The sequence below is a fragment of the Achromobacter sp. Marseille-Q4954 genome (genome assembly GCF_943737025.1).
Lineage (GTDB): Bacteria > Pseudomonadota > Gammaproteobacteria > Burkholderiales > Burkholderiaceae_B > Achromobacter > Achromobacter bronchisepticus_A.
This window is the reverse complement of record NZ_CALSFQ010000001.1, coordinates 1,844,454-1,867,184: the sequence shown is the minus strand read 5'-3', so window position 1 is coordinate 1,867,184 and position 22,731 is coordinate 1,844,454. Positions and strand designations below refer to the sequence as shown.

Here is a 22,731-nt window from a genome sequence, read left to right as displayed (position 1 = left end):
ATCGGAATTTCCGCGGCCGCTGGAACGGCGCTCAGCCCGCGTACGAGCGTGCTACAGGAGACAGAATGATTTCGTTCGAAGGAAAGGTTGCCGCCATCACCGGCGCGGGCAATGGCATCGGCTTGGCGACGGCGCGGCTGATGGCGGCGCATGGCGCCCGGCTGGTGCTGACCGATATCGACAACGCGCGTCTGGAAGAGGTGGCGGCCGAGCTGGATCCCAGCGGGCAGCGCGTCTACACGCACGCGCTGGACGTGTCGGCATCGGCCGACTGCGAACGCGTGTTCGAGGCCGCGGCCAAGCATTTCGGCGGGCTGGACCATCTGGTGCATTGCGCCGGCATCTACCCGGAGCAGCTGGTCAAGGACACCAGCGACGAGGCCTGGCGCACGCTGATGCGCGTGAACCTGGACGGCACCTTCTATGTATGCCGTGCCGCCCAGCGCCATTTGCGCCACGACGGCGCCATCGTGCTGCTGACCTCGCTGGCTGCCCAGCGCGGCAGCTATGCGCACGCGGCCTACTCCGCGTCCAAGGGCGCGGTGCAGAGCTTCACGCGCAGCCTGGCGCTGGAACTGGCGCCGCAGATCCGCGTGAACGCGGTGGCGCCGGGCATCATCGCCACCTCCATGACCCAGGACCTGATCGGGCAAAAGGGCGCGCAGCTGCTGGAAAGCACGCCGCTGCGCCGCTACGGCACGGCCGAGGAAATCGCCGGCTCCATCGCGTTCCTGTGCTCGCCGCTGGCCGGTTTCGTCACGGGCGAGGTCATGCAGGTCAACGGCGGCATCTATATCGCGTAAAGTCCCAGGATGGCGCGGCTGTCCATGCCGCGGCCGCTCTTCCGGGCATTCCCATAAACAAGAGGCGGCGCGCCTGCGCGCCGCCCGCAAGTTTCCACCATTCGACCATGCAGCCCAACCAAGAACAGGATCCGCCGCGCGCCGCGCCCAAGAGTTCGCTTTCGGCGGCGCTGGGCGACGCGCTGGCGGAGCAGATCCGCCAGGGCGTGCTCGCGCCCGGCGATCGCCTGCCCACGGAAAAGCAGCTGACGGAAACCTATTCGGTCAGCCGCGCCGTCGTGCGCGAAGCGCTGGCGCGCCTGAAGTCCGAAGGCCTGATCACGTCGCAGCAAGGCAGCGGAGTGTTCGTCGACCCGAACTTCCAGAAGAATGCCTTCCGCATTGCCGCGCCCACGCCGGGCGACAACCAGGAACTGGAACACATCCTGGAGCTGATGCTGTCCATCGAAGTCACCGCCGCGCGCTATGCCGCGCAGCGCCGCACCGATGCGGACCTGAAGAAGATGCGCCAGGCGCTGGTGGGCATGGAATATGCGCTGCTCAACGACAAGCTGGGCGACGAAGAGGACTACCAGTTCCACCACGCCATCGTGCAGGCCACCCATAATCCGCACTTGGTGGCCCTGAACGATTACCTGGAAGCCAATGTGCGCCGGGTCATCCGCAGCGCGCGCAACAACACGGCGCGCATGTACACCGAACGCATGGCCGCAGTGCAAAGCGAGCATCAGGCGATCTTCGCCGCCATCGACGCGGGCGATCCGGACGCCGCTGGCCGCGCCGCCGACCAGCACCTGCGCAACGCCGCGGATCGTCTGCGCCTGTTCCAGGCGGAGCGGCCGGCGCCGGTCTAGGGCGCCGGGGACTGCCCGCCGCGCGGGCGGACTCTAGGCGAAGGTCTGTTCCATTTCGCGGCGGAACTGCACCGCCGTGGACCTTTCGTCGTACTCCACGTCGGCCCAGCGGATCGCCTGGGACTGACGCACCGGGTTCTTCAGCTTGACCTGGTGCGACAGGCCCAGCGGCAGATAGCCTTCATCGACCGAATCGCGCGCCGGCATCAGCCGGCCGTACACCGTGTAGCCGCCTTCGCCGTCCAGGATCTGTCCGGCCGGCAGGTCGCGCTTGGCGGTGGCGACGACGTCGCCATGCCAGCCGGCGGGCGCGCCGGTGGGTTCGCGCCGCAAACCGACGCTGGCCACGCTGATGCCCAACTCCAGCCCGATCAGGTGATAGGGCTTGTACATGGCGGTGTAGTTGCCGCTGGGATCCGTGACCAGGCCGTATTCCTTGAAGCAGCGGCGCACGTAATCGCTGTCGGCGGCCAGTGTCACGTACACGCCCCAACGCAGGTCGCGGAACACCGGGCGGCCGTCGCGTTCCAGCGAGGAAATCACCTCGACCTGACCGCGGTGGTGCAGGATGCCGCCGCTTTCGCGCGGCCGCAGCACGCGCGCCAGATCGTCCACGCCGCAGGGCGGGAAGTGCAGGCCGGACGGCGAGGGCAGCAGCCCGGTGGCGTTGGAAACCGCGGCCATCTCGATGGCGCTCTTGGTGCCATCGAGGAAGCTGTTGAACATCTGCGCGTTGAAGTCGCCGGCCGCGACCATCTCGGCGGTGAAGCCGTAATAGGGCCAGACGGTGTCCGGCGTGGAGGTATGGAATTCCGGCAGGTACTTGGTGCCCTTGCCCGCGGCCATGACCTCGAAACCGCTGGCGCGGGCCCAGTCCACCATTTCGCAGATCAGGGCGGGCTGGTCGCCGTAGGCCAGCGAATAGACAATGCCGGCTTCGCGTGCGCGCCGCGCCAGCAGCGGGCCGGCCAGCGCGTCGGCCTCGACGTTGACCATGATGATGTGCTTGCCGTATTCGCAGCAGGCCAGCACATGGCTGATGCCGGCGGCGGCCTGGCCGGTGGCGTCGATGACGATATCGACATCGGGGCTGGCGATCACGGCGTGGGGGTCGTCGCAGAAATAGACCTTGCCGTTCTTCAGCGCATCATTGGTGCTGGCGGCATTGAGTGCCGTGGCGGGCCAGCCGACGCGGGTAAGCGCCGCGCGGGCCCGGTCGGGTACCAGATCGGCGACCGCGACCAGCCTCATACCGGGCGTGCGCGGGGCCTGGCTCATGAACATTGCGCCGAACTTTCCGGCGCCCAGCAATGCAACACGCAAGGGCTTGTGATCGGCTTCACGCTGCTTCAGAAGACGGTACAGATTCATGGCGCAGGCTCCTCCGGGGTGGGGCTACAGCAACACAGAATAGTCCCAAATCGCGGCTGCTGAACAGGACTCACTCATCTGCCGTATACAGCTCTCCGGCCAGTACGCTGCGCCAGTTCTGCCAGCTGATGCGGGGGCGGTCCGACACCTCGCGGTTGTAGGGCGCGTCGAACAGGATGTGCTTCCAGCGCGGCTTGACCGCGCCTTCGATCAGCGGCTTGTCGTCGATCAGCAGGTGGCCGTGCACCAGGGTCTTGTCCTTGGTCAGGATCAGGCGGTTGGTCGCTTCGCGGCCCAGGTGCTTTTCCACCCACAGATACTTTTCCGCCACGCAGTTCTCGAACTGCGACAGGGGCGAGGAGCAGATGCGCACGTCCATGCCCAGCGCCAGCAATTCCTTGATGGCTTCCAGCGCGCCGGGCACCGGTGGCAGGTCGCGGATGAAGCCGGGCGCCGTGTAGATGGCTTCGGCCATGCCGCGCAGCTCAGGGGCGTAATCCTGGCGGATGTAGAAGGACTTGCGGTCCTCGAACGCCACTGGCGGGATGTCAGGATGGCGCGCGCGCCAGGCATCGATGAAGGCGTGTTCGAAATCGGCGAGCACGCCGTCTTGGTCCAGCAGGATGATCATGGCGGTCCCGGGGGGTGGCAACCGGCTGATTGTGCCAGAGCGGGAGGTCAGGAGGCTTGCGGCCGGGACTGCGTCACGATGCGGTAGCGGCTGCCGCCCGATTGCGATTCGGAGGCGACCAGCACCATGCGGTCGTAGCGCCAGGGCAGGGGGACGGGGGCCTCGGCAGGGGGGCTGGCGCGCTCGATGTTGCGCAGCAGGGTGACATGCGGGCGGAAAGGCTGGGGCGGCGCGGCCAGGCCGAAGCCGGACAGCCACAGCCAGAGCTCATCGTGGGCGGCCTGCAGGCCCGCGGGCGTGTCGCCGGGGCCGGCCCACAGGATGCGCTGGCGGCCGAAGACGCCGTAGCGGTCCAGCAGGATGTCGTCGGGGGCGAGGCGGCGTTCAGGAGTCGCCGCGGCCAGCTCGTCGGCGAGCGCCGCGTCCACCGGCCCCAGGAAGGCCAGGGTCAGGTGCAGGGTTTCCGTGCGCATGGCGCGCCCGCCGCAGCCGGGACGCGCCTGCTCCGCCCAGGTCGCGAGCTGGGAGGCCAGCGAGGGGGCAGGCCACAGGGCGTAGAACAGGCGGACGGTGGACATGCGCTGATTGTAGGGGCGCATGCGGCGCGATGCGCGTGCGCGGCCCTTCAGTCGCTTGTGGTCTCGGTGCGGCGCCGGCGGGTCAGGGCGGTGTCGAAGCGTTCCACGCCTGGGCGGGCGGGACGATCGAAGCGTTCCACGCCCGGACGGGCCGGGCGGTCGAAACGTTCCACGCCGGGGCGGGTGAAGCGCTCGACGCGCTGCGGGGTTTCGGTCTTGGCCTGCACGCTCTGGGCGGCCGCCTGTTCGCGCTTGGCGATGATTTCCTCGGCGCGCTGGTGGTGCGGCGCCATCTTGCGGACCATCACCCGGCCGTCGCGCGGGAAGTAGTTGATGCGGCGCGCGTGCACGTCGCCCAGGTCTTGCGCCTTGACGGGGATGCCTTCGGTCTTGAGATAGCTCAGCACGAACTGGCCGTTGCGTTCGCCGATGTTCATCTGCTGCATGGCGGACAGCACGGCGCCGCCGCCGAACACCTTGGCTTCGAGCCGGTCGCGCACCGCGCCGGCCTTCAGCAGTTCGTTGATCAGCACTTCCATGGCGAAGGCGCCATAGCGCATGGTGGCCGAGGCGGGCGACTGCATGTCGCCCTCCGGCAACATGAAATGGTTCATGCCGCCCACGCCCGTGACCGGGTCGTGGATACAGGCGGCGACGCACGATCCCAGGACGGTCGAGATCATCAGGTCTTCGTTGGTGACGTAGTACTCGTTGGGCAGTACTTTCACCGCCTGACACTGGAACGCGCTGTCGAAATAGTGGCGCGTCGCACGGGCTTCAAGACGGGCGGCCATGGGACTCGATTAAGGGCAAGAACAACGATTGGGACACGAAGTTGGCAGCTCGGAAATCAGGTATGTATCAAAATATGTAAGAAAATGTCGCTTTATTCTTGCATACTCAAGCTTCCAGCGGGTGAATTGCTATGTAACGGGCGCAGTAATGTGTCCTGTTTTTGCAGCGCGGCCCAAAGCCGAAGACGCCCGCGGGCAGGCATGCAAGCATCCTACACAGGCGGGCGGAAGTCGTTCCCCGGATCACGGGGGAGAAGGGGCTTTATACGGAGCTTTAGGCGCCGCGCGTCAGAAGCGCGTGCTGCGGGTAACCGACCAGCGGGCCGACAGGGCGCCCAGGGCGGCCGAAGCCACCACCGCGCCGATCAGCACGGCCGGGCCTGGCAGGTGCAGGGCGAATTCGGCCCCGTAGCTGCGGGCCAGCCCGACCAGGGCGTCGTTCAGCGGCGACAGCGCGACCGCCGCCACGCCGATGGCCAGAAGCGAGGCCACCGCGCCCGATAGCGCGCCCAGGTAGAGGAAGGGGCGGCGCACGAAGGATTCGGTGGCGCCCACCAGCCGCGCCACGCCGATCTCCTCGCGTTGCGAGAGCGCCTGCATACGCACGGTGTTGAAGACCGTCGCCAGCACCACCACCGCCACGCAGGCGGCCAGGAAGGCCAGGCCGATGCGGGCAAAGCGCAGGATCGCCTCCAGGCGCTGCACCCAGGCGCTGTCCAGCTGCACCAGGTCGACGTGGTTCCATTGTTTCCAGGAGGCGGCCAGCTTGTCGGCCCGGCCGGCGAGGTTGTCGCCATCGGCCAGCGTCACCACCACCGCGTCCGGCAGCGGATTGCCCGGCAGCACGGCCAGCGCCTGCTGCCAGGCCGGGTTGGCGCGCAGATCCGCCAAGGCGTCCTCGCGGCCAACCACGCGCACGGCTCGGATGTCGTCCTTGAATTCGTCCTGGATGCGTTTGGCCACGTCCGCGGCGGCGCCCGCGGGGGCGTCCACGCGCATGAAGACGGTGACTTCGGGGGTGACCGACATCTGGCGCGCCACCGGCTGGACCGAAACCAGGATGGCGCTGCCCAATAGCGGCAGCGCCAGCGCCAAGGCCATGACCAGCAGGTTGGCCAGGGAGGAGAACGGTTGCTTGATCAGCCGGCGCAGGGTGACCAGCAGCGCGTAGCGATGTTGCCGCAGCCAGGCGTTCATGCGGACTCTCCCGGGTAGGCGCGGCCGGGCGCGGCGCCCGGCTGCTGTCCGATACCGGGTTGTCCCGCGCCGGCCTCAGGCGGCGGCGTTGCGGAACCCTGGGAGTCGGCGAACTTGCCCGGGTCGATGCGCAAGGTGCGGGTGGCGTAGCGCGCCATGAGGTCCTGGTCGTGCGAGGCGATCAGCGTGGTCACGCCGACGCGGTTGAAGTCGCGGAACACATTCATGATGCGCTGCGCGTTGTCGTGGTCGAGGTTGGCGGTGGGTTCGTCGGCAATCAGGATGGCGGGCCGGTTCACGATGGCCCGCGCGATCGCCAGGCGCTGCTGTTCGCCGCCGGACAGTTCGATCGGATTCAGGTCTTCCTTGCCGGACAGTCCCACCTTGTCCAGGGCGGCGCGGGCGCGTGCCGCGGCCGAGTCCCAGGCGTGGCCGGTAACCGCCAGCGGCAGCATGACATTTTCGAACGCGCTTCGATCGAACAGCAGATGCGTGTCCTGAAGAATCACGCCCACGGCGCGGCGCAGGTACGGCCGGGCGCGGGCGGGCAGCTTGTCCAGCCGCTGGCCGTTGACCTGGATCGAACCCCGGCTGGCGGGCTCCAGCCCGCCGATCAGCTTGAGCAAGGTGGACTTGCCGGCGCCGGACGGCCCGGATACGAAAACGAATTCTCCCGCGCTCACGCGGAAGTTGATGTCGGCCAGGATATTGCGGCCGCGACCATATGATTTGAATACGTGCTGGAATTCGATCATGGCGGCTGTCAGATGAAGCCGCAATAGTAACTCGGGGACACTAAGGTGGCCTAAACCGCCTGGACGAGGGGCGGACAAATATTTGCGCGCAAGGCGTCCGGGCGCGTTTGTCCCCGCTCAAACAGTGCCCCCATTTTTGGTAGAAAACAGCGTTTCATTTCACCCAGTGTCCCTATATTTCAAGGGAATTCCCGGATGCGCCGCGTGCTGCGCGGACGCTACCATCCGCCCCATACGTGGACCCAACCCGGCCTGCGTGCTACTTCGCTTTATCCCACACGGAGAACACGATGAAAGTACTGAAACTCGCTGCGATCGGCGCCGCTTTGTTTGCTGCATCCACGGCTGCCAATGCGGGCGCAACCTTCGATAACGTCAAGAAAAAAGGGTTTGTCCAGTGCGGGGTTTCGACGGGCATTCCGGGGTTCTCCATCGCTGACAGCAAGGGCGAATACAAGGGCATCGACGTGGACCTGTGCCGCGCCATCGCCTCGACCATGTTCGGCGACGCCACCAAGGTCAAGTTCACCCCGCTGAACACGCAACAACGCTTCACTGCGCTGCAGTCCGGCGAAGTCGACGTCCTCACCCGCAACACCACCGTCACGCTGACGCGCGACACGACGCTGGGCCTGATCGGCGTGGGCGTGAACTACTACGACAGCCAGGGCGTCATGGTCTCCAAGGACCTGAACGTCAAGAGCGCCAAGGAACTGAACGGCGCCACCATCTGCGTGCAGCCCGGCACCACCACCGAACTGAACCTGGCTGACTGGTTCCGCGGCCAGAAGATCGAATTCAAGCCGGTCGTGATCGACAAGTACGACGAAATCATCCGTGCCTTCTCGGCCGGCCGCTGCGACGCCTTCACCACCGACAAGTCGCAGCTGGCTTCCACCCGCACCACGCTCGAGAACCCGGACAAGTTCATCATCCTGCCGGAAGACTTCTCCAAGGAGCCGCTGGGCCCCATGGTCCGCCAGGGCGACGAGCAATGGTTCAACATCGTGCGCTGGTCGCTCAACGCCATGCTCGAAGCCGAGGAATACGGCATCACCAAGGCCAACGTCGATGAAATGGCCAAGAGCCCGAACCCCAACATCCAGCGCATCCTGGGCGTGACCCCGGGCATGGGCAAGAACCTGGGCGTGGATGACAAGTGGGCCTACAACATCATCAAGAACGTGGGCAACTACGGCGAGAGCTTCGAAAACACGCTGGGCAAGAGCAGCGCGATGAAGCTGGAGCGCGGTCTTAATGCTTCCTACAAGCAAGGTGGCTTGATGTACGGCTGGCCGGTGCGCTAACACACGGCTGCCTGGAAAAACGGAGCCCCGCGCTCCGTTTTTCCTCTCCCGCCCTCGGGCGGGTGGCAGGAGTGGGTGGCGCGGCCCTACCGGCTTCGCCGCCCGGTGTCCGACTTCTGTAGATTTACTCATGAATACTCCCAATAAAAGCGCGCCTGCATCGGCACCTCCCCGGCGTCTGAACTGGAACGATCCCGGGGTGCGCTCCGTGGTCTATCAAGTCCTGGCGCTGGCCGCGGTGGCCTGGGCCGTGTGGTTCCTGGTTTCAAACACGCTGCACAACCTGTCCGTGCGCAACATCGCCACGGGCTTCGGCTTTCTGGACCGCGAGGCCGGCTTCGCGATCGGCGAAACGCCCATCGCCTATACCCCTGCGGACACCTATGGCCGCGCCATCCTGGTGGGCCTGCTCAACACGCTGCGCGTGGCGGTCATCGGCATCGTGCTGGCGACCATCCTCGGTACGCTCATTGGCATCGGCCGCCTGTCCAAGAACTGGCTGGTCGCCAAGATCACCTCGGTCTACGTCGAGATAATGCGCAATGTGCCGCTGCTGCTGCAGCTGTTCTTCTGGTACGCGCTGATCACGGAAAACATGCCGGGTCCGCGCCAGGCGCACAATCCGCTGCCCGGCGTCTTCATCTCCAACCGCGGCTTGAAGGTGCCGGGGCTGGAAGGCAATTCGCTGGACTGGATGCTGGCCGGACTGGGCCTGGCCATCGTGGCGATCATCCTGCTGGGCCACTGGGGCAAGAAGCGCCAGGAGGCGACCGGCCGCGTGTTTCCGCTGGGCCGCGCCGCGATCGGCCTGCTCATCGGCTTGCCCATCGTCGGCTGGCTGGTCAGCGGCGCTTCGCTGACCCTGGACATGCCGGAGCTCAAGGGCTTCAACTTCTCGGGCGGCCTGACCTTGTCGCCGGAATTCGCCGCCCTGATGGCGGGCCTGGTGATCTACACCTCGGCCTTCATCGCCGAGGTGGTGCGTTCGGGCATCCAGGCGGTCAACAATGGCCAGTGGGAAGCTGCCGGCTCGCTGGGCCTGCGCCGCAAGCAGGTGCTGCGCCTGGTGGTGCTGCCGCAGGCGCTGCGCGTGATCATCCCGCCGATGACCAGCCAGTACCTGAACCTGACCAAGAACAGCTCGCTGGCGGTGGCCATCGGCTACCCCGACATCGTGTCGGTGGTGAACACCACGCTGAACCAGACCGGCCAGGCCATCGAGGGCATCCTCATCATCATGGCCGCGTACCTGACGGTCAGCCTGTCGATCTCGATATTCATGAACTGGTACAACAAGCGCATCGCGCTGGTGGAGCGTTGATATGAGCAGCACTTCGCATATCCCCGCCGAAGGCCTGCCGCCGCCCAGCACCCACGTGGGCGCCTGGGTCTGGATCAAGTCGCGCCTGTTCTCGTCGCCGCTGAACATCCTCATCACGGTGCTGCTGGCCTGGTTCCTGCTGATGGCAGTGCCGGCGTTGGTGGAATGGGCCTTCATCAAGGCGAACTTCTCCGCGGCCAACGCGCAGGAATGCCGCGCTTCCGGGGGCGCCTGCTGGGCGTTCATCATCGAGAAGCACCGGCTGATCCTGTTCGGCACCTATCCCTACGACGAGCAATGGCGTCCGCTGATCGCAACCATCATCCTGGTGGCTGTGATCGTCTGCAGCGGCATCCGCCGCTTCTGGAACTGGAAGCTCGCCGTCATCTGGACCGTGGGCCTGACGGCCGTGGCGCTCCTGATGTGGGGCGGCGTGTTCGGCCTGACCTACGTGGAAAACGCGCGTTGGGGCGGCCTGCCGCTGACGCTGATCCTGTCCACGTTCGGCATTGCCTTCGCCTTCCCCATCGGCGTGCTGCTGGCCCTGGGCCGGCGCTCCAAGATGCCTGCCATCAAGGCGCTGTGCGTCGTGTACATCGAGCTGATCCGCGGCGTGCCGCTGATCAGTCTGCTGTTCATGTCGTCGGTGATGTTGCCGCTGTTCTTGCCTGAAGGCTTCTCCATCGACAAGCTGTTGCGCGCGCAGATCGCGATCATCATGTTCGCGGCGGCGTACATCGCCGAAACGGTGCGCGGCGGCCTGCAGGCGATTCCCAAGGGCCAGTACGAGGGCGCGGATTCGCTGGGCCTGAACTACTGGCAGCAGATGCGCAAGATCATCCTGCCGCAGGCGCTGAAGATCGTGATTCCGCCGCTGGTCAGCATTTTCATCGCGCTGTTCAAGGACACCTCGCTGGTGGTGATCATCGGCATCTTCGACCTGACGCTGGCGGCCAAGGCGGCCTTGTCCGATGCGGCATGGCGCGGATTCGGGGTGGAGGCGTACCTGTTCATTTCGCTCATCTACTTCGTCTTCTGCTTCTCCATGTCCAAGTACAGCCAGGCGCTGGAAAAACGCCTGGCCACGGGACACGCACGCTAGAACTTTGCAGCGCGTCCGCCCCGGGCGGACGCGCACCGCGATACTTACGGGAGTACAGGCATGTCTGATGCCATCATCAAATTGCAGGACGTGAACAAGTGGTACGGGCAGTTCCACGTGCTGCGCAACATCAACCTGGACGTCGCGCCGGGTGAGCGCATCGTGGTGTGCGGGCCGTCGGGCTCGGGCAAGTCCACCATGATCCGCTGCATCAACCGCCTGGAAGAGCACCAGAAGGGCCACATCATCGTGGACGGTACGGAACTCACCAACGACCTCAAGCACATCGAAACCATCCGCAAGGACGTCGGCATGGTGTTCCAGCACTTCAACCTGTTCCCGCACCTGACGGTGCTGGAGAACCTGACGCTGGGACCCATGTGGGTGCTGAAGAAGCCGCGCGCCGAAGCCGAGGCCACGGCCATGAAGTACCTGGAGCGCGTGCGCATTCCGGACCAGGCCAAGAAATTCCCCGGCCAGCTGTCGGGCGGCCAGCAGCAGCGCGTGGCGATTGCGCGTTCGCTGTGCATGAGCCCCAAGATCATGCTGTTCGATGAGCCGACCTCGGCGCTGGACCCGGAAATGGTCAAGGAAGTGCTGGACGTGATGGTCAACCTGGCGCAGGAAAGCGGCATGACCATGATCTGCGTGACCCACGAAATGGGCTTCGCGCGCAAGGTCGCCAACCGCGTGATCTTCATGGACCGCGGCGAGATCATCGAGCAGAACAGCCCGGATGAATTCTTCGACAATCCGCAGAACGACCGGACCAAGCTCTTCTTGAGCCAGATCCTGCACTGATGCTGCAAAACCGCCTTCGGGCGGTTTTTTCTTGGGGCGGCCTGTTGCCGCGGCGGGGGCAGCGGCGTGAACAGCCGGGGGTTGTGCTGGTATCTCTTTGTTACGCCTGATTCCTCGCTGCGGTATGCTACTGACCGCTATTGATCCGAAGCGAGGAGAACAACATCATGACGCAGACCCCCCGCAGCGCTGTGCGCCGCGCCCTGTTGCAAGGCGCCGTGGCGCTGGCCGCCACCCTGCCTTTCGGCGCTCCGGCGCTGGCCCAGGCCACCGATTTCCCGACCAAGCCGCTGCGCTTCGTCGTGCCTTACCCGCCCGGCGGCCCGCTGGACACCATGGCCCGCATGCTGGCCGAGAAGGTGCGCGGCTCGCTGGGGCAGCCTGTCATCGTGGAAAACCGTTCGGGCGCGGGTGGCAACATCGGCGCCGACCTGGTGGCCAAGGCGCCGGCCGACGGCTATACGCTGGTGATGGGCGCGGTCGCGACCCACGCCATCAATCCCTGGCTGTTCGCCAATCTGCCGTATGACCCGGTGAAGGATTTCGCGCCGGTGACCATCGTGGCCTCGGTGCCCAATGTGCTGGTGATGAACGTCGAGTTCGCGCAGAAGAACAAGATCGAGAAGCTGGCCGATCTGATCGACTACGCCAAGAAGAATCCGGGCAAGCTGAACTACGGTTCGGGCGGCAACGGCAGCGCGGGCCATCTGTCGGGCGAGCTGTTGAAGGCGCGCGCGGGGATCAATGTCGAGCACATTCCTTACCAGGGCGCGGCGCCTGCGCAGCTGGCGTTGCTGTCGGGCCAGTCGGATTTCATGTTCGATAACCTGGCGGCTTCGGCGCCGCTGATCAAGGACGGCAAGGTCAAGGCATTGGCCGTGACCACCGCCAAGCGTTCGTCGCTGCTGGCGGATGTGCCTACGGTGGAAGAGTCGGGGATCAAGGGTTTTGACCTGGGGACCTGGTTCGGAGTGTTCACGACGGGCGGTACGCCGGCGCCGGTGGTGGCGAAGCTGAACAAGGCTTACTCGGAGGCGATGCAGCAGGCGGATGTGAAGCAGCGCTTGCTGACGATGGGGTCTGAGGCTGCGCCGATGACGCCTGAGGCGTTTGCCGAGTTCGTCAAGAGCGAGAAGGCGAAGTATCAGGAGATTGTGAAGATCTCGGGTGCTAGTTTGAATTGATTGGTTTGTCTTGATGGGCGTCGTTGGTTCTTAAGACGCCCGGTGCGTCGGTGGCCCGGGAGGCGCGGGTCAACGATTGCGGTCCGGAGCCTTCGCTCCGGACTTCCCCGTCCTCATCCTCGTCCAGGCCTTCGGCCTTCCCTACGGATTCCGTCGGGCTTATCGACGCCCCGCGCCTCCCGGGCCACCGACGCACCGGGCTCTGGCGGTTGAAACTTGACGTCAGCTGGGGCGATTGGCGTTCTTCTGGTTCTTGCCGACATCTGTGTTGGGGGGCGTGTCTTGCGGGGCCCGCCCCAGGCCGGCCGCGCGGGCGGCCTTTTGGGGCTTACGCGGTGTCTTGCGTCGTGATGCTGTGTGCCTTGTGCCTTGTGCTTTGCGCTTTGCGGTGCGGCTTGTGATCTATGCTGAGCGTCCTTGCTTTTTTATCTGGGGCCGTCATGCATCTGCAAGCTGCCATTCCCATTTTGCGCATTTTCTCCGTGGAGAAGGCGCGCGAGTTCTATCTGGACTTCCTGGGGTTCGAGTGGGACTGGGAGCATCGCTTCGAGCCGGGCATGCCGCTGTATGCGCAAGTGCATCGCGGCGACCTGGTGCTGCACCTGAGCGAGCACCACGGCGATGCCACGCCCGGGTCCGCGGTGTTCGTGCGGATGCGGGGCGTGGACGAGTTCCAGGCCGAGGTGAACGCCAAGGGCTATGGCTATATGCGGCCCGGCGTGGAAGAGATGCCGTGGGGGCGGGTGATGGCGGTCATCGATCCGTTCGGGAATCGGCTGAGCTTCTGCGAATCATCCGATTAGACGCCCAGGTAGCGCTGCGCCAGTTCGGGCTGCGCGGCGAGTTCCGTGGGGCTGCCTTGCCAGACGACGCGGCCTTTTTCGAGAACGTGGTGGCGGTCGACGAGCGTCGCCATTTCCTTCAGGTTCTTGTCTATCACCAGGATGGTCTGGCCTTCTTCCTTCAGGCGGCGCAGGCAGTTCCAGATTTCGTGACGGATCAGCGGCGCCAGGCCTTCGGTGGCTTCGTCCAGGATGAGCAGGCGCGGGTTGATGAGGAGGGCGCGGCCGACGGCGAGCATTTGCTGTTCGCCGCCGGACAGGGTGCGAGCGGATTGGGCGCGGCGTTCCTTCAGGCGCGGGAACAGGTCGAAGACGCGGCCGACGTGCCAGCCGGCGCGGGTGTTGCGGGCGGTGGCGATCAGGTTTTCTTCCACCGACAGCGAGCCGAAGACGCGGCGGCCTTCGGGCACCAGGCCTATGCCCAGTTGGGCGATGCGGTGCGGCGCCTGGCCCGCGATGGGTTGGCCGTCGAGCAGGATGCTGCCGCCTTGGGCGGGCAGCATGCCCATGATGGTTTTCACGGTGGTGGTCTTGCCCATGCCGTTGCGGCCGATCAGGGATACGACCTGGCGCGCGGCGATGTCCAAGTCCACGCCGAACAGCACTTTGCTTGCGCCGTAGCCGGCCTGCAGTTGCTTGAGTTGCAGCATCAGTCCTCCTCGCCCAGATAGGCGGCGCGCACGTCGGGGTGATGGCGCACCTCGTCGGGCGTGCCGGTGAAGATGGTCTTGCCATAAACCAGCACGGTGATGCGGTCGGCCAGGGCGAAGACGGCGTCCATGTCGTGTTCGACCAGCAGGATGGCGTAGCGGCCCTTCAGTTCCTGCAGCAGCGCGGTCATGCGCTGGGATTCCTCGGCGCCCATGCCGGCCATGGGTTCGTCCAGCAGCAACAGCGAGGCATCCAGCGACAAGGCCATCGCCAGTTCCAGCTGGCGTTTCTCGCCGTGGGCCAGTTCTGAAACTCGCACGTGGGTGCGGCCGCCTAGGCCGACGCGTTCCAGCGCCTCTCTGGCAGGTTGGCGCAGTTGCGGCAGGCTGCGGGCGTTCTTCCACAGGTTGAAGCCGCCCGGGCTGCGCGCCTGCACCGCCATGGCGACGTTGTCCTCGGCGCTGAAGGCGGGATAGAGCTGGCTGATCTGGAACGAGCGCGCCAGACCCGCCGCGGGCCGCTTGTGGGCCGGCATGCGGGTGATGTCGCGGCCGTCCAGCAGGATGCCGCCCGCGTCCGGCAGGATCTCGCCGCTGATCTGCGACAGCAGCGTGGTCTTGCCCGCGCCGTTGGGGCCAATGAGCGCATGCAGTTCGCCGGGCCGGACCTGCAGGTTGACGCCTTGCGTCGCACGCACGGCGCCGAAGGATTTCTGCAGGTCGCGGATTTCCAGTTTGGGATGATCAGTCATGGTGCTTGCCTCCCACCAGCCAGCCATAGACGCCGCGCTTGCCGAACAGCACCACCAGCACCAGCACCGGGCCCAGGATCAGCATCCAGTGCTCGGTCCAGGCGGTGGCGATCTGTTCCAGGCCCAGGTACACGGCCACGCCCAGAACGGGACCGAAGATGGAGCCCATGCCGCCCAGGATCACCATGGCCATGAGTTCGCCGGACTTCTGCCAGGAAGTCATGTCGGGGCTGACGAAGAGCGCATAGTTGGCCCATAGCGCGCCCGCCAGCCCGGTGCCCGCGGCCGACAGCACGAAGGCGGTGAGCCGGTAGCGCAGGGGCGCCAAGCCCAGGCCGATGCTGCGGCGCGGATTCTGCTTGATGCTTTGCAGCGCCATGCCGAAGGGCGAGTTGACGATGCGGCGGCAGGCCAGGATCCATGCCGTCATGAGCGCCAGGCAGACGTAATAGAAGGTCGCGGGACGGTTCATGTCCATGCCGGGCAGGGTGTTGCGCACGTCGATGGACAGGCCATCATCGCCGCCATAGACCATCAGGCCGACCAGGATGAAGTACAGCATCTGTCCAAAGGCCAGGGTGATCATGATGAACTGCACGCCGGAGGTGCGCAGCGACAGGAAGCCCACCACCAGGCCGGCCAGCGCGGCGGCAGCGATGGCCAGGGGCCACATCACCAGCGCCGCGTTGCTGCCGCTCCAGCCGAACAGCGTGTCGCCCTGGGCCAGGTGAAAGCCGGCGATGCCGATCACGTAGCCGCCCAGTCCGAAGAAGGCGGCATGGCCGAAGCTGACCATGGCGCCGTAGCCCAGGATCAGGTCCAGGCTGACGGCGGCGATGGCGTAGATGAGAAAGCGGGTCATCAGGTTGACCAGGAAGCTTTCGCCGGTGGCCGACGCGATGGCCGGCACCAGGGCGAACAGCAGCAGCCCGATCATGTTGACGAGTGTTTTTCTGGTCATGGATATCGTTCCTATCGCTGCGCGGGTACCAGGCCGCGCGGCTTGAACAGCAGCACGATGGCCATCAGGATGTAGATGCTGGCCGAGACCAGGCTGGAACTCGCCGAGTCCGACAGCTCTGGCGGCAGCAGCCGCGACATCCAGAACGGGATGTAGGCGCGCCCCAGCGCATCGGTCATGCCTATCATGAGCGAGCCGACCAGCGCGCCGCGCACCGAACCCACTCCGCCCACCACGATGACGACGAAGGTGGTGATGAGGATGCGCTCGCCCATGCCGATTTCCACCGCCAGGAGCGGCGCCGCCATCACGCCGGCAAAGCCGCAGAGCAGGGCGCCCAGCGTGAAGATCAGCGTGAACAGGCGCTGGATGTTCACGCCCAGCGCGTCGACCATTTCGCCGTCGTCGGCGCCGGCGCGCACCAGCATGCCGACGCGCGTGCGCGAGATCAGCAACCACAGCCCCAGCGCCACCAGCACGCCGGCGCCGATGAAAGCCAGCCGCATGAGGGGATAGTTAAGGCCGGGCAGAATCTCCACGGAACCTGACAGGAAGGGCGGAATGTCCATGAAAGGCGGGCTGCGGCCGAACAGAACCGTCACCATCTCGTTGGTGAACAGCGTCAGGCCCAGTGTGGCCAGCACCTGGTCCAGGTGGTCGCGGCGGTACAGATGGCGGATCACCAGCAGCTCCACCACCAGCCCATAGAGCGCCGCGCCCGCCAGCGCCGCCAGCAGCGCGGCCAGGAACGATCCGGTGGCCGCCGCCGCGCTGGCCGCGCAGAACGCGCCGACCATGTAGAACGAACCGTGCGTCAGGTTGATGACGTTCATGATGCCGAACACCAGCGTCAAGCCCGCCGACAGCAGGAACAGTAATGCGCTGTACTGCAGGCCATTCAAGACCTGCTCCAGGAACATCAGCATGGGGACTCCTTGTGGAGTGGGCCCGGGGGACTGCGCGCAATCCGCCGGGCGTCGTGCGGACTTACATCTTGCAGTCGGCGGCGTGCACGTCGGTATGGTCGCGGGCGATGACCTTCAGGTTCTTGTAGACCAGCTTGCCGTCCGGGCCATCTTCAATATGCAACAGGTACCAGTCCTGGATCGGATGCTGGTTGGAGCCGAACTTGAACTTGCCGCGCACGCTGGGGAAGTCGGCGCGGCGCAGCGCGTTGCGGAAGTCGTCGGCGCGGCCGGTGATGTCGCCGTCCACCGCCTTGAGCGCGGAGCCGATCAGGTTGGCGGTGTCGTAGGCCTGCGCCGCGTAGGCGGTGGGCGCGCGGTTGTAGGCTTTGGTGAAGGCTTCGACGAAATGCTTGCTCTGCGGGTTGTCGAGATCAGCGCTCCACAGCGAGCTCAGGTAGAAGCCCTTGCCGGCGTTGCCGGTGGCGGCCAGCATGCGGTCGTCCATCGAGTAGATGGGCGTGATCATGCGGATCTTGTCGGCCAGGCCGGAGTTGGCGAATTGCTTGGTCAGGTTGATGCCGGCGCCGCCAGGGTGGAACTGGAAGATGGCGTCGGGATTGAGCGAGCGGATGCGCGCCAGTTCCACCGAGAAGTCGGCCTGTTCCAGCTTGGTGTAGATCTCGTCGGCGATTTCGCCTTTGTAGGTGCGCTTGAAGCCTGCGACGGCATCGCGTCCGGCCTGGTAGTTGGGCGCCATGATGACCACGCGCTTGGCGCCCAGCTCGTTGGCGGCCAGGCCCGCGGTGTCGGCGTAGGAGTCGTTCTGGAACGCCACCGAGAAGTAGTTCGGGTTGCAGGCCTTGCCGGCGTAGTTGGAGGGGCCTGCGTTCAGGCTGACATAGAAGCCGCCCGCGTTCAGCACCGTGGGCCCCACGGCCGCCATGACGTTGGAGAAATTGATGCCGGTGAACAACCGCACGCCGCCCTGCACCATCTTGTCGGCGATCTGCTTGGCGTTGGCGGGTTTGAGCGCATCGTCCTCCACGCGCACATTGACCGGCACGCCGCCCAGCTTGCCCCCGCCTTCCTTCACGGCCAGCATGAAGGCGTCGCGCTCGTCTTCGCCGATGTAGCCGGCGGGCGTGGACAGGGTGCCGATGAAGCCGATGTCGACCGGCTTCTGCTGCGCGGCGGCCGCGAACGCGGTCAGCGCAAGCGCGAGGGCGGCGCTGCCGCGGATTGCGGTTTTTCTCATGGTTGTCTCCTTGGGTGCCTGCATTTTTTCTATTGAGAGGAATGCCCCGCGAGGCAGTTTTCCACCTTCCAGCCGTACAGCCACTGCAACGCGTCGTAGAACTGGGACTGGCTGCGGCCAGTCCACAGCATGTTGCGCACGGTGCGTTCGACGCCCCGCGCGTGATAGAGCCTGCCCATTTCGCGCGTGGACCACACCACCCGCGCGCTGCGCGGGATGCGGACGGATTCGTACAGGCGGAATGCGGCCTCCAGGTCGTGGCCGCACTGCTTCACGGCCTCGCCCAATGTCACCGCATCCTCCAGCGCCATGCAGGCGCCCTGGGCCATGTATTGGGTCATGGGATGGGCGGCATCGCCCAGAATGGTCACGCGGCCCTGGCCCCAGCGCTCCACGGGTTCGCGGTCGGCGGTGGCCCAGCGCTTCCAGGAAGTGGGGCGGTCCAGCATCTGGTGCGGACGCGGGTGGATGCCCTGGAAGTAGGAAAGCACTTCTTCCTTGCTGCCCTCGCGCACGCCCCATTCTTCTTGTTCGCGGCTGTGGAAAGTCACCACCAGGTTGTATTGCTGGCCGCCGCGCAAGGGGTAGTGCACCAGATGGCAGTGCGGGCCGGCCCACAGCACCGGCGCGTTGATGCGCAGCTCCTCGGGCATGTTCTCGCGTTCGACCACGGCGCGGTAGACCACGTGGCCGGTCACGCGCGCCGGGTCGCCCACCATGCGTTCGCGGATCACGGACTTCACGCCGTCCGCGCCCACTACGGCGTCGGCGCGATAGCGGTTGCCCTGCGTGTCCACGGCCTCCACGCCCTTGTCGTCCTGCGACATGGAGGCGATCTGGGTGGAGGTGCGAAAGCTGATCAGCGGATTCTGCTGCACGGCCTCCAGGATGGACAGGTGGATGTCGGCGCGGTGGATCACGGCGTAGGGGCCGCCGAAGCGCTCGCGGAAGGCCTCGCCTGTATCGATGCGCACGACCTCTTTGGCGTCGACCGCGTCCATCATGATGATGTGGTCGGTGAAGACGGCGCGGGCGCGCGCGGTCTGGCCCACGCCCAGGGCGTCCAGCGCCGCGAAGGCGTTGGGGCCCAGCTGGATGCCGGCGCCGATTTCGCCGATGTGCGCGGCCTGCTCCAGCAACTGCACGGCGATGCCTTGCCGGGTCAGCGCCAGCGCGGCGGCCAGGCCGCCGATGCCGCCGCCCACCACGATCACGGATTTATCGGTTTGCGTTGCGTTCATATGTGGCCTCCGCGCCGTTCAGTCCTGGCCGCCCAGGAACACGCCTTGTTTCAACAGCTGCGCCTGCAAGGCGGAAATGGGCACGTCGCCCGGTGCGATGCCGGCGCGCAGCGCCATGGCGGCCGCCGTGCCCGCGGCCTCGCCCATGACGAAGCAGCTGCCGCTTACGCGCGCGGCCGACTGGCCTTCGTGCGTCATGGAGGCGCAGCGTCCGGCCACCAGCACGTTGCCCGCCACGCCCGGGGCGCGTTTGGGGACCATCATGCGGAATGGCAGCTGGTTATAGCCGCGGGACTCGGGGATAGGCGGCCAGAGCCATTGCACGTCGCCGGCCGTGTGCATTTCCAGCGGCCAGCCGTTGACGCCGATGCTGTCCGGAAAGTCGGCGCAGCCCAGCACGTCTTCCTTGCTCAGGACGGCCTCGCCCACGATGCGGCGCGTTTCGCGGATGCCCAACTGCGGTGCGATGTCCAGCACATAGGCGTTCTCGAAACCCGGCACCTTGGCGCGCAGGAAGGCGAGGTATTGCACGATCTGGCGGCGGCCTTCGAGTTCGCCGGCCGACAGGGAATCGGCGTCGGTGCCGTCGGCCGCGCTGCCGTCGGCGTTGGCCAGCTGGGTGACGTTGACCCGCCATTCGTAGTCATGTTTTTGCGGGCGCACGATGGCGCCGCGGCGCGGGAAGGTGAATTCGCCGCTGGCCGCGGCCTGGTCCATCAGCTGCGGAATGGTCTTCCAGGCTTCCTGGGCGCGGGCGCCGTCGACATTGCCGACCTTGAACATCAGCGTGGGGTAAAGCATGCCGCCGTGCTCGTCGCCCTTTTCGAAGGGCAGGCCGCCCCATTGGGCGATGTCGGCGTCGCCCGAGCAATCGATATAGACCTTGGCGCGCACGGCGCGGCGGCCGGACTTGGTTTCCAGGAACAGCGCATCCACGCTGCCGTCGGCGCCGCGCGCCAGGCCGGTGGCCAGCGCATGGAACAGCACCTGCGCGCCGCTGGCCTGGACCAGCCCGTCGGCGGCGCACTTGAAGGCCGAGATGTCGTAGGCCTGGGCGTGGATCTTGCCCAGGATCAGATGCGGCTCGTTGAGGCCGTCCAAGGCCCGCATGCGGTCCAGCAAGTCCTCCGTCATGCCGTGGACCACCTGGCGGATATTGCCGCGGACGTTCGCGTGCAGGCCGCAGAAGTTGGATACGCCGGCCGCCGTGCCCATCCCTCCCAGGAAGCCGTAACGTTCCACCAGCAGCACGCTGGCGCCGTTGCGCGCGGCGCTGGCGGCGGCCAGCAGGCCGGCGGGGCCGCCGCCCAGCACGACAACGTCATATTCGCCGTAGAGCGGAACCTGGCGGGCGGGTTCGGTGATGAGCATCCCGAGTTCTCCTTGTGTGGATTGCGAGGCGTGGCCGGGCGCCGGCTTACTGGCCCTTGATGCCCAGTTTCTTGATGAGCGGCTCCCAGCGCTTGAGTTCGTCATCCATATAGGCGCGGAATTCGGCGGGCGTGGTGCCGGCGGGATCCATGAACTGGGCCTGCAGGCGCTTGGTGACCTCGGGATCGCGTATGGCCTGGATCAGTGCGTCGGACAGCTTCTTCTGGATGTCGGCGGGAACCTTGGACGAGATCACAAAGCCGATCCACGCCGAGCCTTCGATTCCCGGCACGCCGACTTCGGCCAGCGTCGGGATGTCGGGCAGCAGGGCCGAGCGCCTGGAAGAGGTGACGGCCAGCGCCTTCAGGCGTCCGTCCTTCACCATGGGCATGACGGCGATGGGCGGCAGCGCGGCGAACTGTGTGTCGCCGGACAACAGCGAGGTCAGCGCCGCGGGCGACGAGGGATAGGGCACGTGGGTGGCGCGCGCGCCGGTCTGCTGCAGCATCAGTTCCACGGCCAGGTGCGACACCGTGCCGGCGCCCGTGGACGGGAAGTTGTACTTGTCTGAATTTTTCTTCAGCGCTTCCAGCAACTGGCCGATGTTGTCGATGCCGGCCGAGGCGGGCACGACCAGCACATTGGGCTGGTGCACCGCCAGCGTCAGCGGCGCCAGGTCGGTAGCCGGCGCATAGGGCAGCTTGTCGAACAGCAGCGTGTTGTTGACCAGCGGGCCGGTAATGGACACGCCGAAGGTGTAGCCGTCGGGCTTGGCGTTGGCGATGGCATAGGTGCCGATGTTGCCGCTGGCGCCCGGCTTGTTCTCGATGACGATGCTCTGGCCCAGGATGGCGCCGGCCTTTTCGCCGACGATGCGCGCCACCTGGTCGGGGCTGGAGCCCGGGCCGAAGGGCACGATGGCCTTGAGCGGCTGGGCCGGCCAGGCCTGGGCTTGCGCGGCGGCCAGCGGCGCAAGCGCGGCCAATCCCAGGATCAGCGCATGGGCGGCGATACGGCGCGCGTAGGGCTTATGCATGGGTGTCTCCGAGATCTTTCATGGTGTTGAAATAGGTTTGTTCGTTGGCGATGAAGGCCGCGACCATGGCGCGATAGGTGGCGTCCACGACCTGGTCCAGATTGGCGAAGCCCTGGTTGTGGCGTTCGGCCAGCAGGCGCGCCTTTTCGAAGACCTGGGCCTGGCGGGCCGGGGCGCTGACCTGGAAGGCGTCGCGCTTGAAGCGCGCGGCGTCCTTCACGTACATGGCGCGCTCGGCGATCAGGCGCACGATCTCGTCGTCCAACCGGTCGATGTTGGCGCGCACGTCCGCCAGGGTGGCGCATAGAGGGCGGTAGGCGGGATCGGTGTATTCGCGCAGCGGCGCGCCCTGGGTGTCGGGTTCCTGGTTGCTCACTTGGTGTAGTCCGGTTGCTGGGTGGGGGCCGCCTGCTGGAAGGCGGGCTGCGCATTGCAGTACTCATAGACGCGCATGGCGCGCGGATAGGCCGACAGGTCGCAGCCCATGCGCTGGGCATTGGCCATCTGCGGCACCAGGCAGCAGTCCGCCAGCGTGGGCGCGTCGCCGTAGCAATAGGCGCCGTGGCCGTGGCGCGCCAACAGCGCTTCCACGGCCGTCATGCCTTCGCGGATCCAGTGGTGGTACCAGGCGTTCTTCTGTTCTTCGCTGGCGCCCAGCACGTCCTGCAGATAGCGCAGGATGCGCATGTTGTTGACGGGGTGGATGTCGCAGGAAATGGCGTCGGAAAGCTCCAGCACGCGGGCGCGTTCCAGCGTGCCGGCCGGGATCAGGCGCGGCTCGGGATGGGTGGCGTCCAGGTAGTCGATGATGGCCAGCGACTGCGACAGCTGGGTGTCGCCATCGATCAACAGGGGTACGCCCGCCGAGGGATTCTTGGCCACGTAATCCGCGGCGCGCTGCTCCTGCTTGCGCAGGTTCACGGGCAGGTACTCGTACGGCAAACCCTTGAGCGCCAGCGCGATGCGCACGCGATAAGAGGTGGAACTATTGAAGAAGCTGTGCAGTTGCATGCGGAT

The 22,731-nt window shown here is 66.1% G+C and carries 24 protein-coding genes; 8 read left to right on the top strand and 16 right to left on the bottom strand.

The genetic code is table 11. The annotated features are described in order from the left end of the window. Window positions 1-65: 65 nt before the first annotated feature. Complete coding sequence (locus NGK62_RS08740) at window positions 66-803, top strand: SDR family NAD(P)-dependent oxidoreductase (RefSeq protein ID WP_059379111.1); 738 nt, start codon at window positions 66-68, stop codon at window positions 801-803. 107 nt (window positions 804-910) lie between these two features. Beyond that, window positions 911-1,657: a FadR/GntR family transcriptional regulator gene (locus tag NGK62_RS08735; RefSeq protein WP_059379110.1), complete on the top strand. Its 747-nt coding sequence runs from the start codon at window positions 911-913 to the stop codon at window positions 1,655-1,657. Window positions 1,658-1,690: 33 nt separating this feature from the next. On the opposite strand, the gene NGK62_RS08730 is transcribed toward NGK62_RS08735, so the two are convergent. The 6 genes from NGK62_RS08730 to NGK62_RS08705 form a co-directional block, all read right to left on the bottom strand. After that, complete coding sequence (locus NGK62_RS08730) at window positions 1,691-3,028, bottom strand: NAD(P)H-dependent oxidoreductase (RefSeq protein ID WP_059379109.1); 1,338 nt, start codon at window positions 3,026-3,028, stop codon at window positions 1,691-1,693. Between the two features lie 70 nt (window positions 3,029-3,098). Further along, complete coding sequence (locus tag NGK62_RS08725) at window positions 3,099-3,659, bottom strand: 5'-3'-deoxyribonucleotidase (RefSeq protein WP_251878036.1); 561 nt, start codon at window positions 3,657-3,659, stop codon at window positions 3,099-3,101. A gap of 47 nt (window positions 3,660-3,706) precedes the next feature. Further along, the gene (thpR, locus tag NGK62_RS08720) at window positions 3,707-4,258 is read right to left on the bottom strand and encodes an RNA 2',3'-cyclic phosphodiesterase (protein WP_251878034.1); all 552 of its coding nucleotides are present in this window, start codon (window positions 4,256-4,258) and stop codon (window positions 3,707-3,709) included. 26 nt (window positions 4,259-4,284) lie between these two features. Next, entirely contained in the window at window positions 4,285-5,031 is a 747-nt protein-coding gene (gene cheD, locus NGK62_RS08715) for a chemoreceptor glutamine deamidase CheD (RefSeq protein WP_059379106.1), read from the bottom strand. Between the two features lie 288 nt (window positions 5,032-5,319). Further along, on the bottom strand, window positions 5,320-6,228 hold the full coding sequence (locus NGK62_RS08710) for a cell division protein FtsX (RefSeq protein ID WP_059379105.1): 909 nt from the start codon (window positions 6,226-6,228) through the stop codon (window positions 5,320-5,322). Beyond that, the gene (locus NGK62_RS08705) at window positions 6,225-6,983 is read right to left on the bottom strand and encodes a cell division ATP-binding protein FtsE (RefSeq protein ID WP_118933916.1); all 759 of its coding nucleotides are present in this window, start codon (window positions 6,981-6,983) and stop codon (window positions 6,225-6,227) included. Before NGK62_RS08705 ends, NGK62_RS08710 begins: the two co-directional genes overlap by 4 nt. A gap of 290 nt (window positions 6,984-7,273) precedes the next feature. Here NGK62_RS08705 and NGK62_RS08700 point away from each other — a divergent pair, with 290 nt between their 5' ends. From NGK62_RS08700 to NGK62_RS08675, 6 genes are all read left to right on the top strand, one after another. Then, a complete protein-coding gene (locus tag NGK62_RS08700; RefSeq protein WP_059379103.1) occupies window positions 7,274-8,290 on the top strand; it encodes an amino acid ABC transporter substrate-binding protein in 1,017 nt (338 codons plus the stop codon). Window positions 8,291-8,420: 130 nt separating this feature from the next. Then, window positions 8,421-9,611 carry an amino acid ABC transporter permease gene (locus NGK62_RS08695; protein ID WP_118933915.1) on the top strand — a complete coding sequence of 397 codons (1,191 nt, stop codon included), beginning with the start codon at window positions 8,421-8,423 and terminating at the stop codon, window positions 9,609-9,611. A gap of 1 nt (window position 9,612) precedes the next feature. After that, a complete protein-coding gene (locus NGK62_RS08690; protein WP_059379100.1) occupies window positions 9,613-10,713 on the top strand; it encodes an amino acid ABC transporter permease in 1,101 nt (366 codons plus the stop codon). A gap of 60 nt (window positions 10,714-10,773) precedes the next feature. Next, window positions 10,774-11,514, top strand: a complete 741-nt coding sequence (locus NGK62_RS08685; RefSeq protein WP_042795434.1) for an amino acid ABC transporter ATP-binding protein — start codon at window positions 10,774-10,776, stop codon at window positions 11,512-11,514. A gap of 167 nt (window positions 11,515-11,681) precedes the next feature. Beyond that, window positions 11,682-12,698 carry a Bug family tripartite tricarboxylate transporter substrate binding protein gene (locus NGK62_RS08680; RefSeq protein ID WP_059379098.1) on the top strand — a complete coding sequence of 339 codons (1,017 nt, stop codon included), beginning with the start codon at window positions 11,682-11,684 and terminating at the stop codon, window positions 12,696-12,698. A 440-nt stretch (window positions 12,699-13,138) separates the two neighbouring features. After that, entirely contained in the window at window positions 13,139-13,501 is a 363-nt protein-coding gene (locus NGK62_RS08675) for a glyoxalase superfamily protein (RefSeq protein WP_118933914.1), read from the top strand. Here NGK62_RS08675 and NGK62_RS08670 read toward each other — a convergent pair. The 10 genes from NGK62_RS08670 to maiA all read right to left on the bottom strand — a co-directional run bounded on the left by NGK62_RS08670 (window position 13,498) and on the right by maiA (window position 22,725). Beyond that, on the bottom strand, window positions 13,498-14,190 hold the full coding sequence (locus NGK62_RS08670) for an ABC transporter ATP-binding protein (protein ID WP_059379096.1): 693 nt from the start codon (window positions 14,188-14,190) through the stop codon (window positions 13,498-13,500). The two genes, NGK62_RS08675 and NGK62_RS08670, sit on opposite strands and share 4 nt — an antisense overlap. After that, a complete protein-coding gene (locus NGK62_RS08665; RefSeq protein WP_059379095.1) occupies window positions 14,190-14,942 on the bottom strand; it encodes an ABC transporter ATP-binding protein in 753 nt (250 codons plus the stop codon). Before NGK62_RS08665 ends, NGK62_RS08670 begins: the two co-directional genes overlap by 1 nt. After that, on the bottom strand, window positions 14,935-15,903 hold the full coding sequence (locus NGK62_RS08660; protein ID WP_251878031.1) for a branched-chain amino acid ABC transporter permease: 969 nt from the start codon (window positions 15,901-15,903) through the stop codon (window positions 14,935-14,937). The genes NGK62_RS08665 and NGK62_RS08660 overlap by 8 nt, the downstream gene beginning before the upstream one ends. A gap of 11 nt (window positions 15,904-15,914) precedes the next feature. After that, window positions 15,915-16,829: a branched-chain amino acid ABC transporter permease gene (locus NGK62_RS08655; RefSeq protein WP_082401347.1), complete on the bottom strand. Its 915-nt coding sequence runs from the start codon at window positions 16,827-16,829 to the stop codon at window positions 15,915-15,917. Window positions 16,830-16,890: 61 nt separating this feature from the next. Continuing rightward, a complete protein-coding gene (locus NGK62_RS08650; RefSeq protein ID WP_251878029.1) occupies window positions 16,891-18,066 on the bottom strand; it encodes an ABC transporter substrate-binding protein in 1,176 nt (391 codons plus the stop codon). Window positions 18,067-18,095: 29 nt separating this feature from the next. Beyond that, a complete protein-coding gene (locus NGK62_RS08645; RefSeq protein WP_118933909.1) occupies window positions 18,096-19,307 on the bottom strand; it encodes a 3-hydroxybenzoate 6-monooxygenase in 1,212 nt (403 codons plus the stop codon). 18 nt (window positions 19,308-19,325) lie between these two features. Then, a complete protein-coding gene (locus tag NGK62_RS08640; protein ID WP_251878027.1) occupies window positions 19,326-20,678 on the bottom strand; it encodes an FAD-dependent oxidoreductase in 1,353 nt (450 codons plus the stop codon). A 46-nt stretch (window positions 20,679-20,724) separates the two neighbouring features. After that, window positions 20,725-21,714, bottom strand: a complete 990-nt coding sequence (locus tag NGK62_RS08635; protein WP_059379085.1) for a Bug family tripartite tricarboxylate transporter substrate binding protein — start codon at window positions 21,712-21,714, stop codon at window positions 20,725-20,727. Continuing rightward, window positions 21,707-22,090, bottom strand: coding sequence for a chorismate mutase (locus NGK62_RS08630; protein ID WP_059379083.1), 384 nt, complete (start codon window positions 22,088-22,090; stop codon window positions 21,707-21,709). The genes NGK62_RS08635 and NGK62_RS08630 overlap by 8 nt, the downstream gene beginning before the upstream one ends. After that, on the bottom strand, window positions 22,087-22,725 hold the full coding sequence (gene maiA / locus NGK62_RS08625) for a maleylacetoacetate isomerase (protein WP_059379082.1): 639 nt from the start codon (window positions 22,723-22,725) through the stop codon (window positions 22,087-22,089). Before maiA ends, NGK62_RS08630 begins: the two co-directional genes overlap by 4 nt. Window positions 22,726-22,731: the final 6 nt, after the last annotated feature.

Coding starts and splice junctions, on each gene's coding strand:
- NGK62_RS08740 (WP_059379111.1), top strand. CDS start 66: ATGATTTCGTTCGAAGGAAAGGTTGCCGCCATCACCGGCGCGGGCAAT.
- NGK62_RS08735 (WP_059379110.1), top strand. CDS start 911: ATGCAGCCCAACCAAGAACAGGATCCGCCGCGCGCCGCGCCCAAGAGT.
- NGK62_RS08730 (WP_059379109.1), bottom strand. CDS start 3,028: ATGAATCTGTACCGTCTTCTGAAGCAGCGTGAAGCCGATCACAAGCCC.
- NGK62_RS08725 (WP_251878036.1), bottom strand. CDS start 3,659: ATGATCATCCTGCTGGACCAAGACGGCGTGCTCGCCGATTTCGAACAC.
- thpR (WP_251878034.1), bottom strand. CDS start 4,258: ATGCGCCCCTACAATCAGCGCATGTCCACCGTCCGCCTGTTCTACGCC.
- cheD (WP_059379106.1), bottom strand. CDS start 5,031: ATGGCCGCCCGTCTTGAAGCCCGTGCGACGCGCCACTATTTCGACAGC.
- NGK62_RS08710 (WP_059379105.1), bottom strand. CDS start 6,228: ATGAACGCCTGGCTGCGGCAACATCGCTACGCGCTGCTGGTCACCCTG.
- NGK62_RS08705 (WP_118933916.1), bottom strand. CDS start 6,983: ATGATCGAATTCCAGCACGTATTCAAATCATATGGTCGCGGCCGCAAT.
- NGK62_RS08700 (WP_059379103.1), top strand. CDS start 7,274: ATGAAAGTACTGAAACTCGCTGCGATCGGCGCCGCTTTGTTTGCTGCA.
- NGK62_RS08695 (WP_118933915.1), top strand. CDS start 8,421: ATGAATACTCCCAATAAAAGCGCGCCTGCATCGGCACCTCCCCGGCGT.
- NGK62_RS08690 (WP_059379100.1), top strand. CDS start 9,613: ATGAGCAGCACTTCGCATATCCCCGCCGAAGGCCTGCCGCCGCCCAGC.
- NGK62_RS08685 (WP_042795434.1), top strand. CDS start 10,774: ATGTCTGATGCCATCATCAAATTGCAGGACGTGAACAAGTGGTACGGG.
- NGK62_RS08680 (WP_059379098.1), top strand. CDS start 11,682: ATGACGCAGACCCCCCGCAGCGCTGTGCGCCGCGCCCTGTTGCAAGGC.
- NGK62_RS08675 (WP_118933914.1), top strand. CDS start 13,139: ATGCATCTGCAAGCTGCCATTCCCATTTTGCGCATTTTCTCCGTGGAG.
- NGK62_RS08670 (WP_059379096.1), bottom strand. CDS start 14,190: ATGCTGCAACTCAAGCAACTGCAGGCCGGCTACGGCGCAAGCAAAGTG.
- NGK62_RS08665 (WP_059379095.1), bottom strand. CDS start 14,942: ATGACTGATCATCCCAAACTGGAAATCCGCGACCTGCAGAAATCCTTC.
- NGK62_RS08660 (WP_251878031.1), bottom strand. CDS start 15,903: ATGACCAGAAAAACACTCGTCAACATGATCGGGCTGCTGCTGTTCGCC.
- NGK62_RS08655 (WP_082401347.1), bottom strand. CDS start 16,829: ATGCTGATGTTCCTGGAGCAGGTCTTGAATGGCCTGCAGTACAGCGCA.
- NGK62_RS08650 (WP_251878029.1), bottom strand. CDS start 18,066: ATGAGAAAAACCGCAATCCGCGGCAGCGCCGCCCTCGCGCTTGCGCTG.
- NGK62_RS08645 (WP_118933909.1), bottom strand. CDS start 19,307: ATGAACGCAACGCAAACCGATAAATCCGTGATCGTGGTGGGCGGCGGC.
- NGK62_RS08640 (WP_251878027.1), bottom strand. CDS start 20,678: ATGCTCATCACCGAACCCGCCCGCCAGGTTCCGCTCTACGGCGAATAT.
- NGK62_RS08635 (WP_059379085.1), bottom strand. CDS start 21,714: ATGCATAAGCCCTACGCGCGCCGTATCGCCGCCCATGCGCTGATCCTG.
- maiA (WP_059379082.1), bottom strand. CDS start 22,725: ATGCAACTGCACAGCTTCTTCAATAGTTCCACCTCTTATCGCGTGCGC.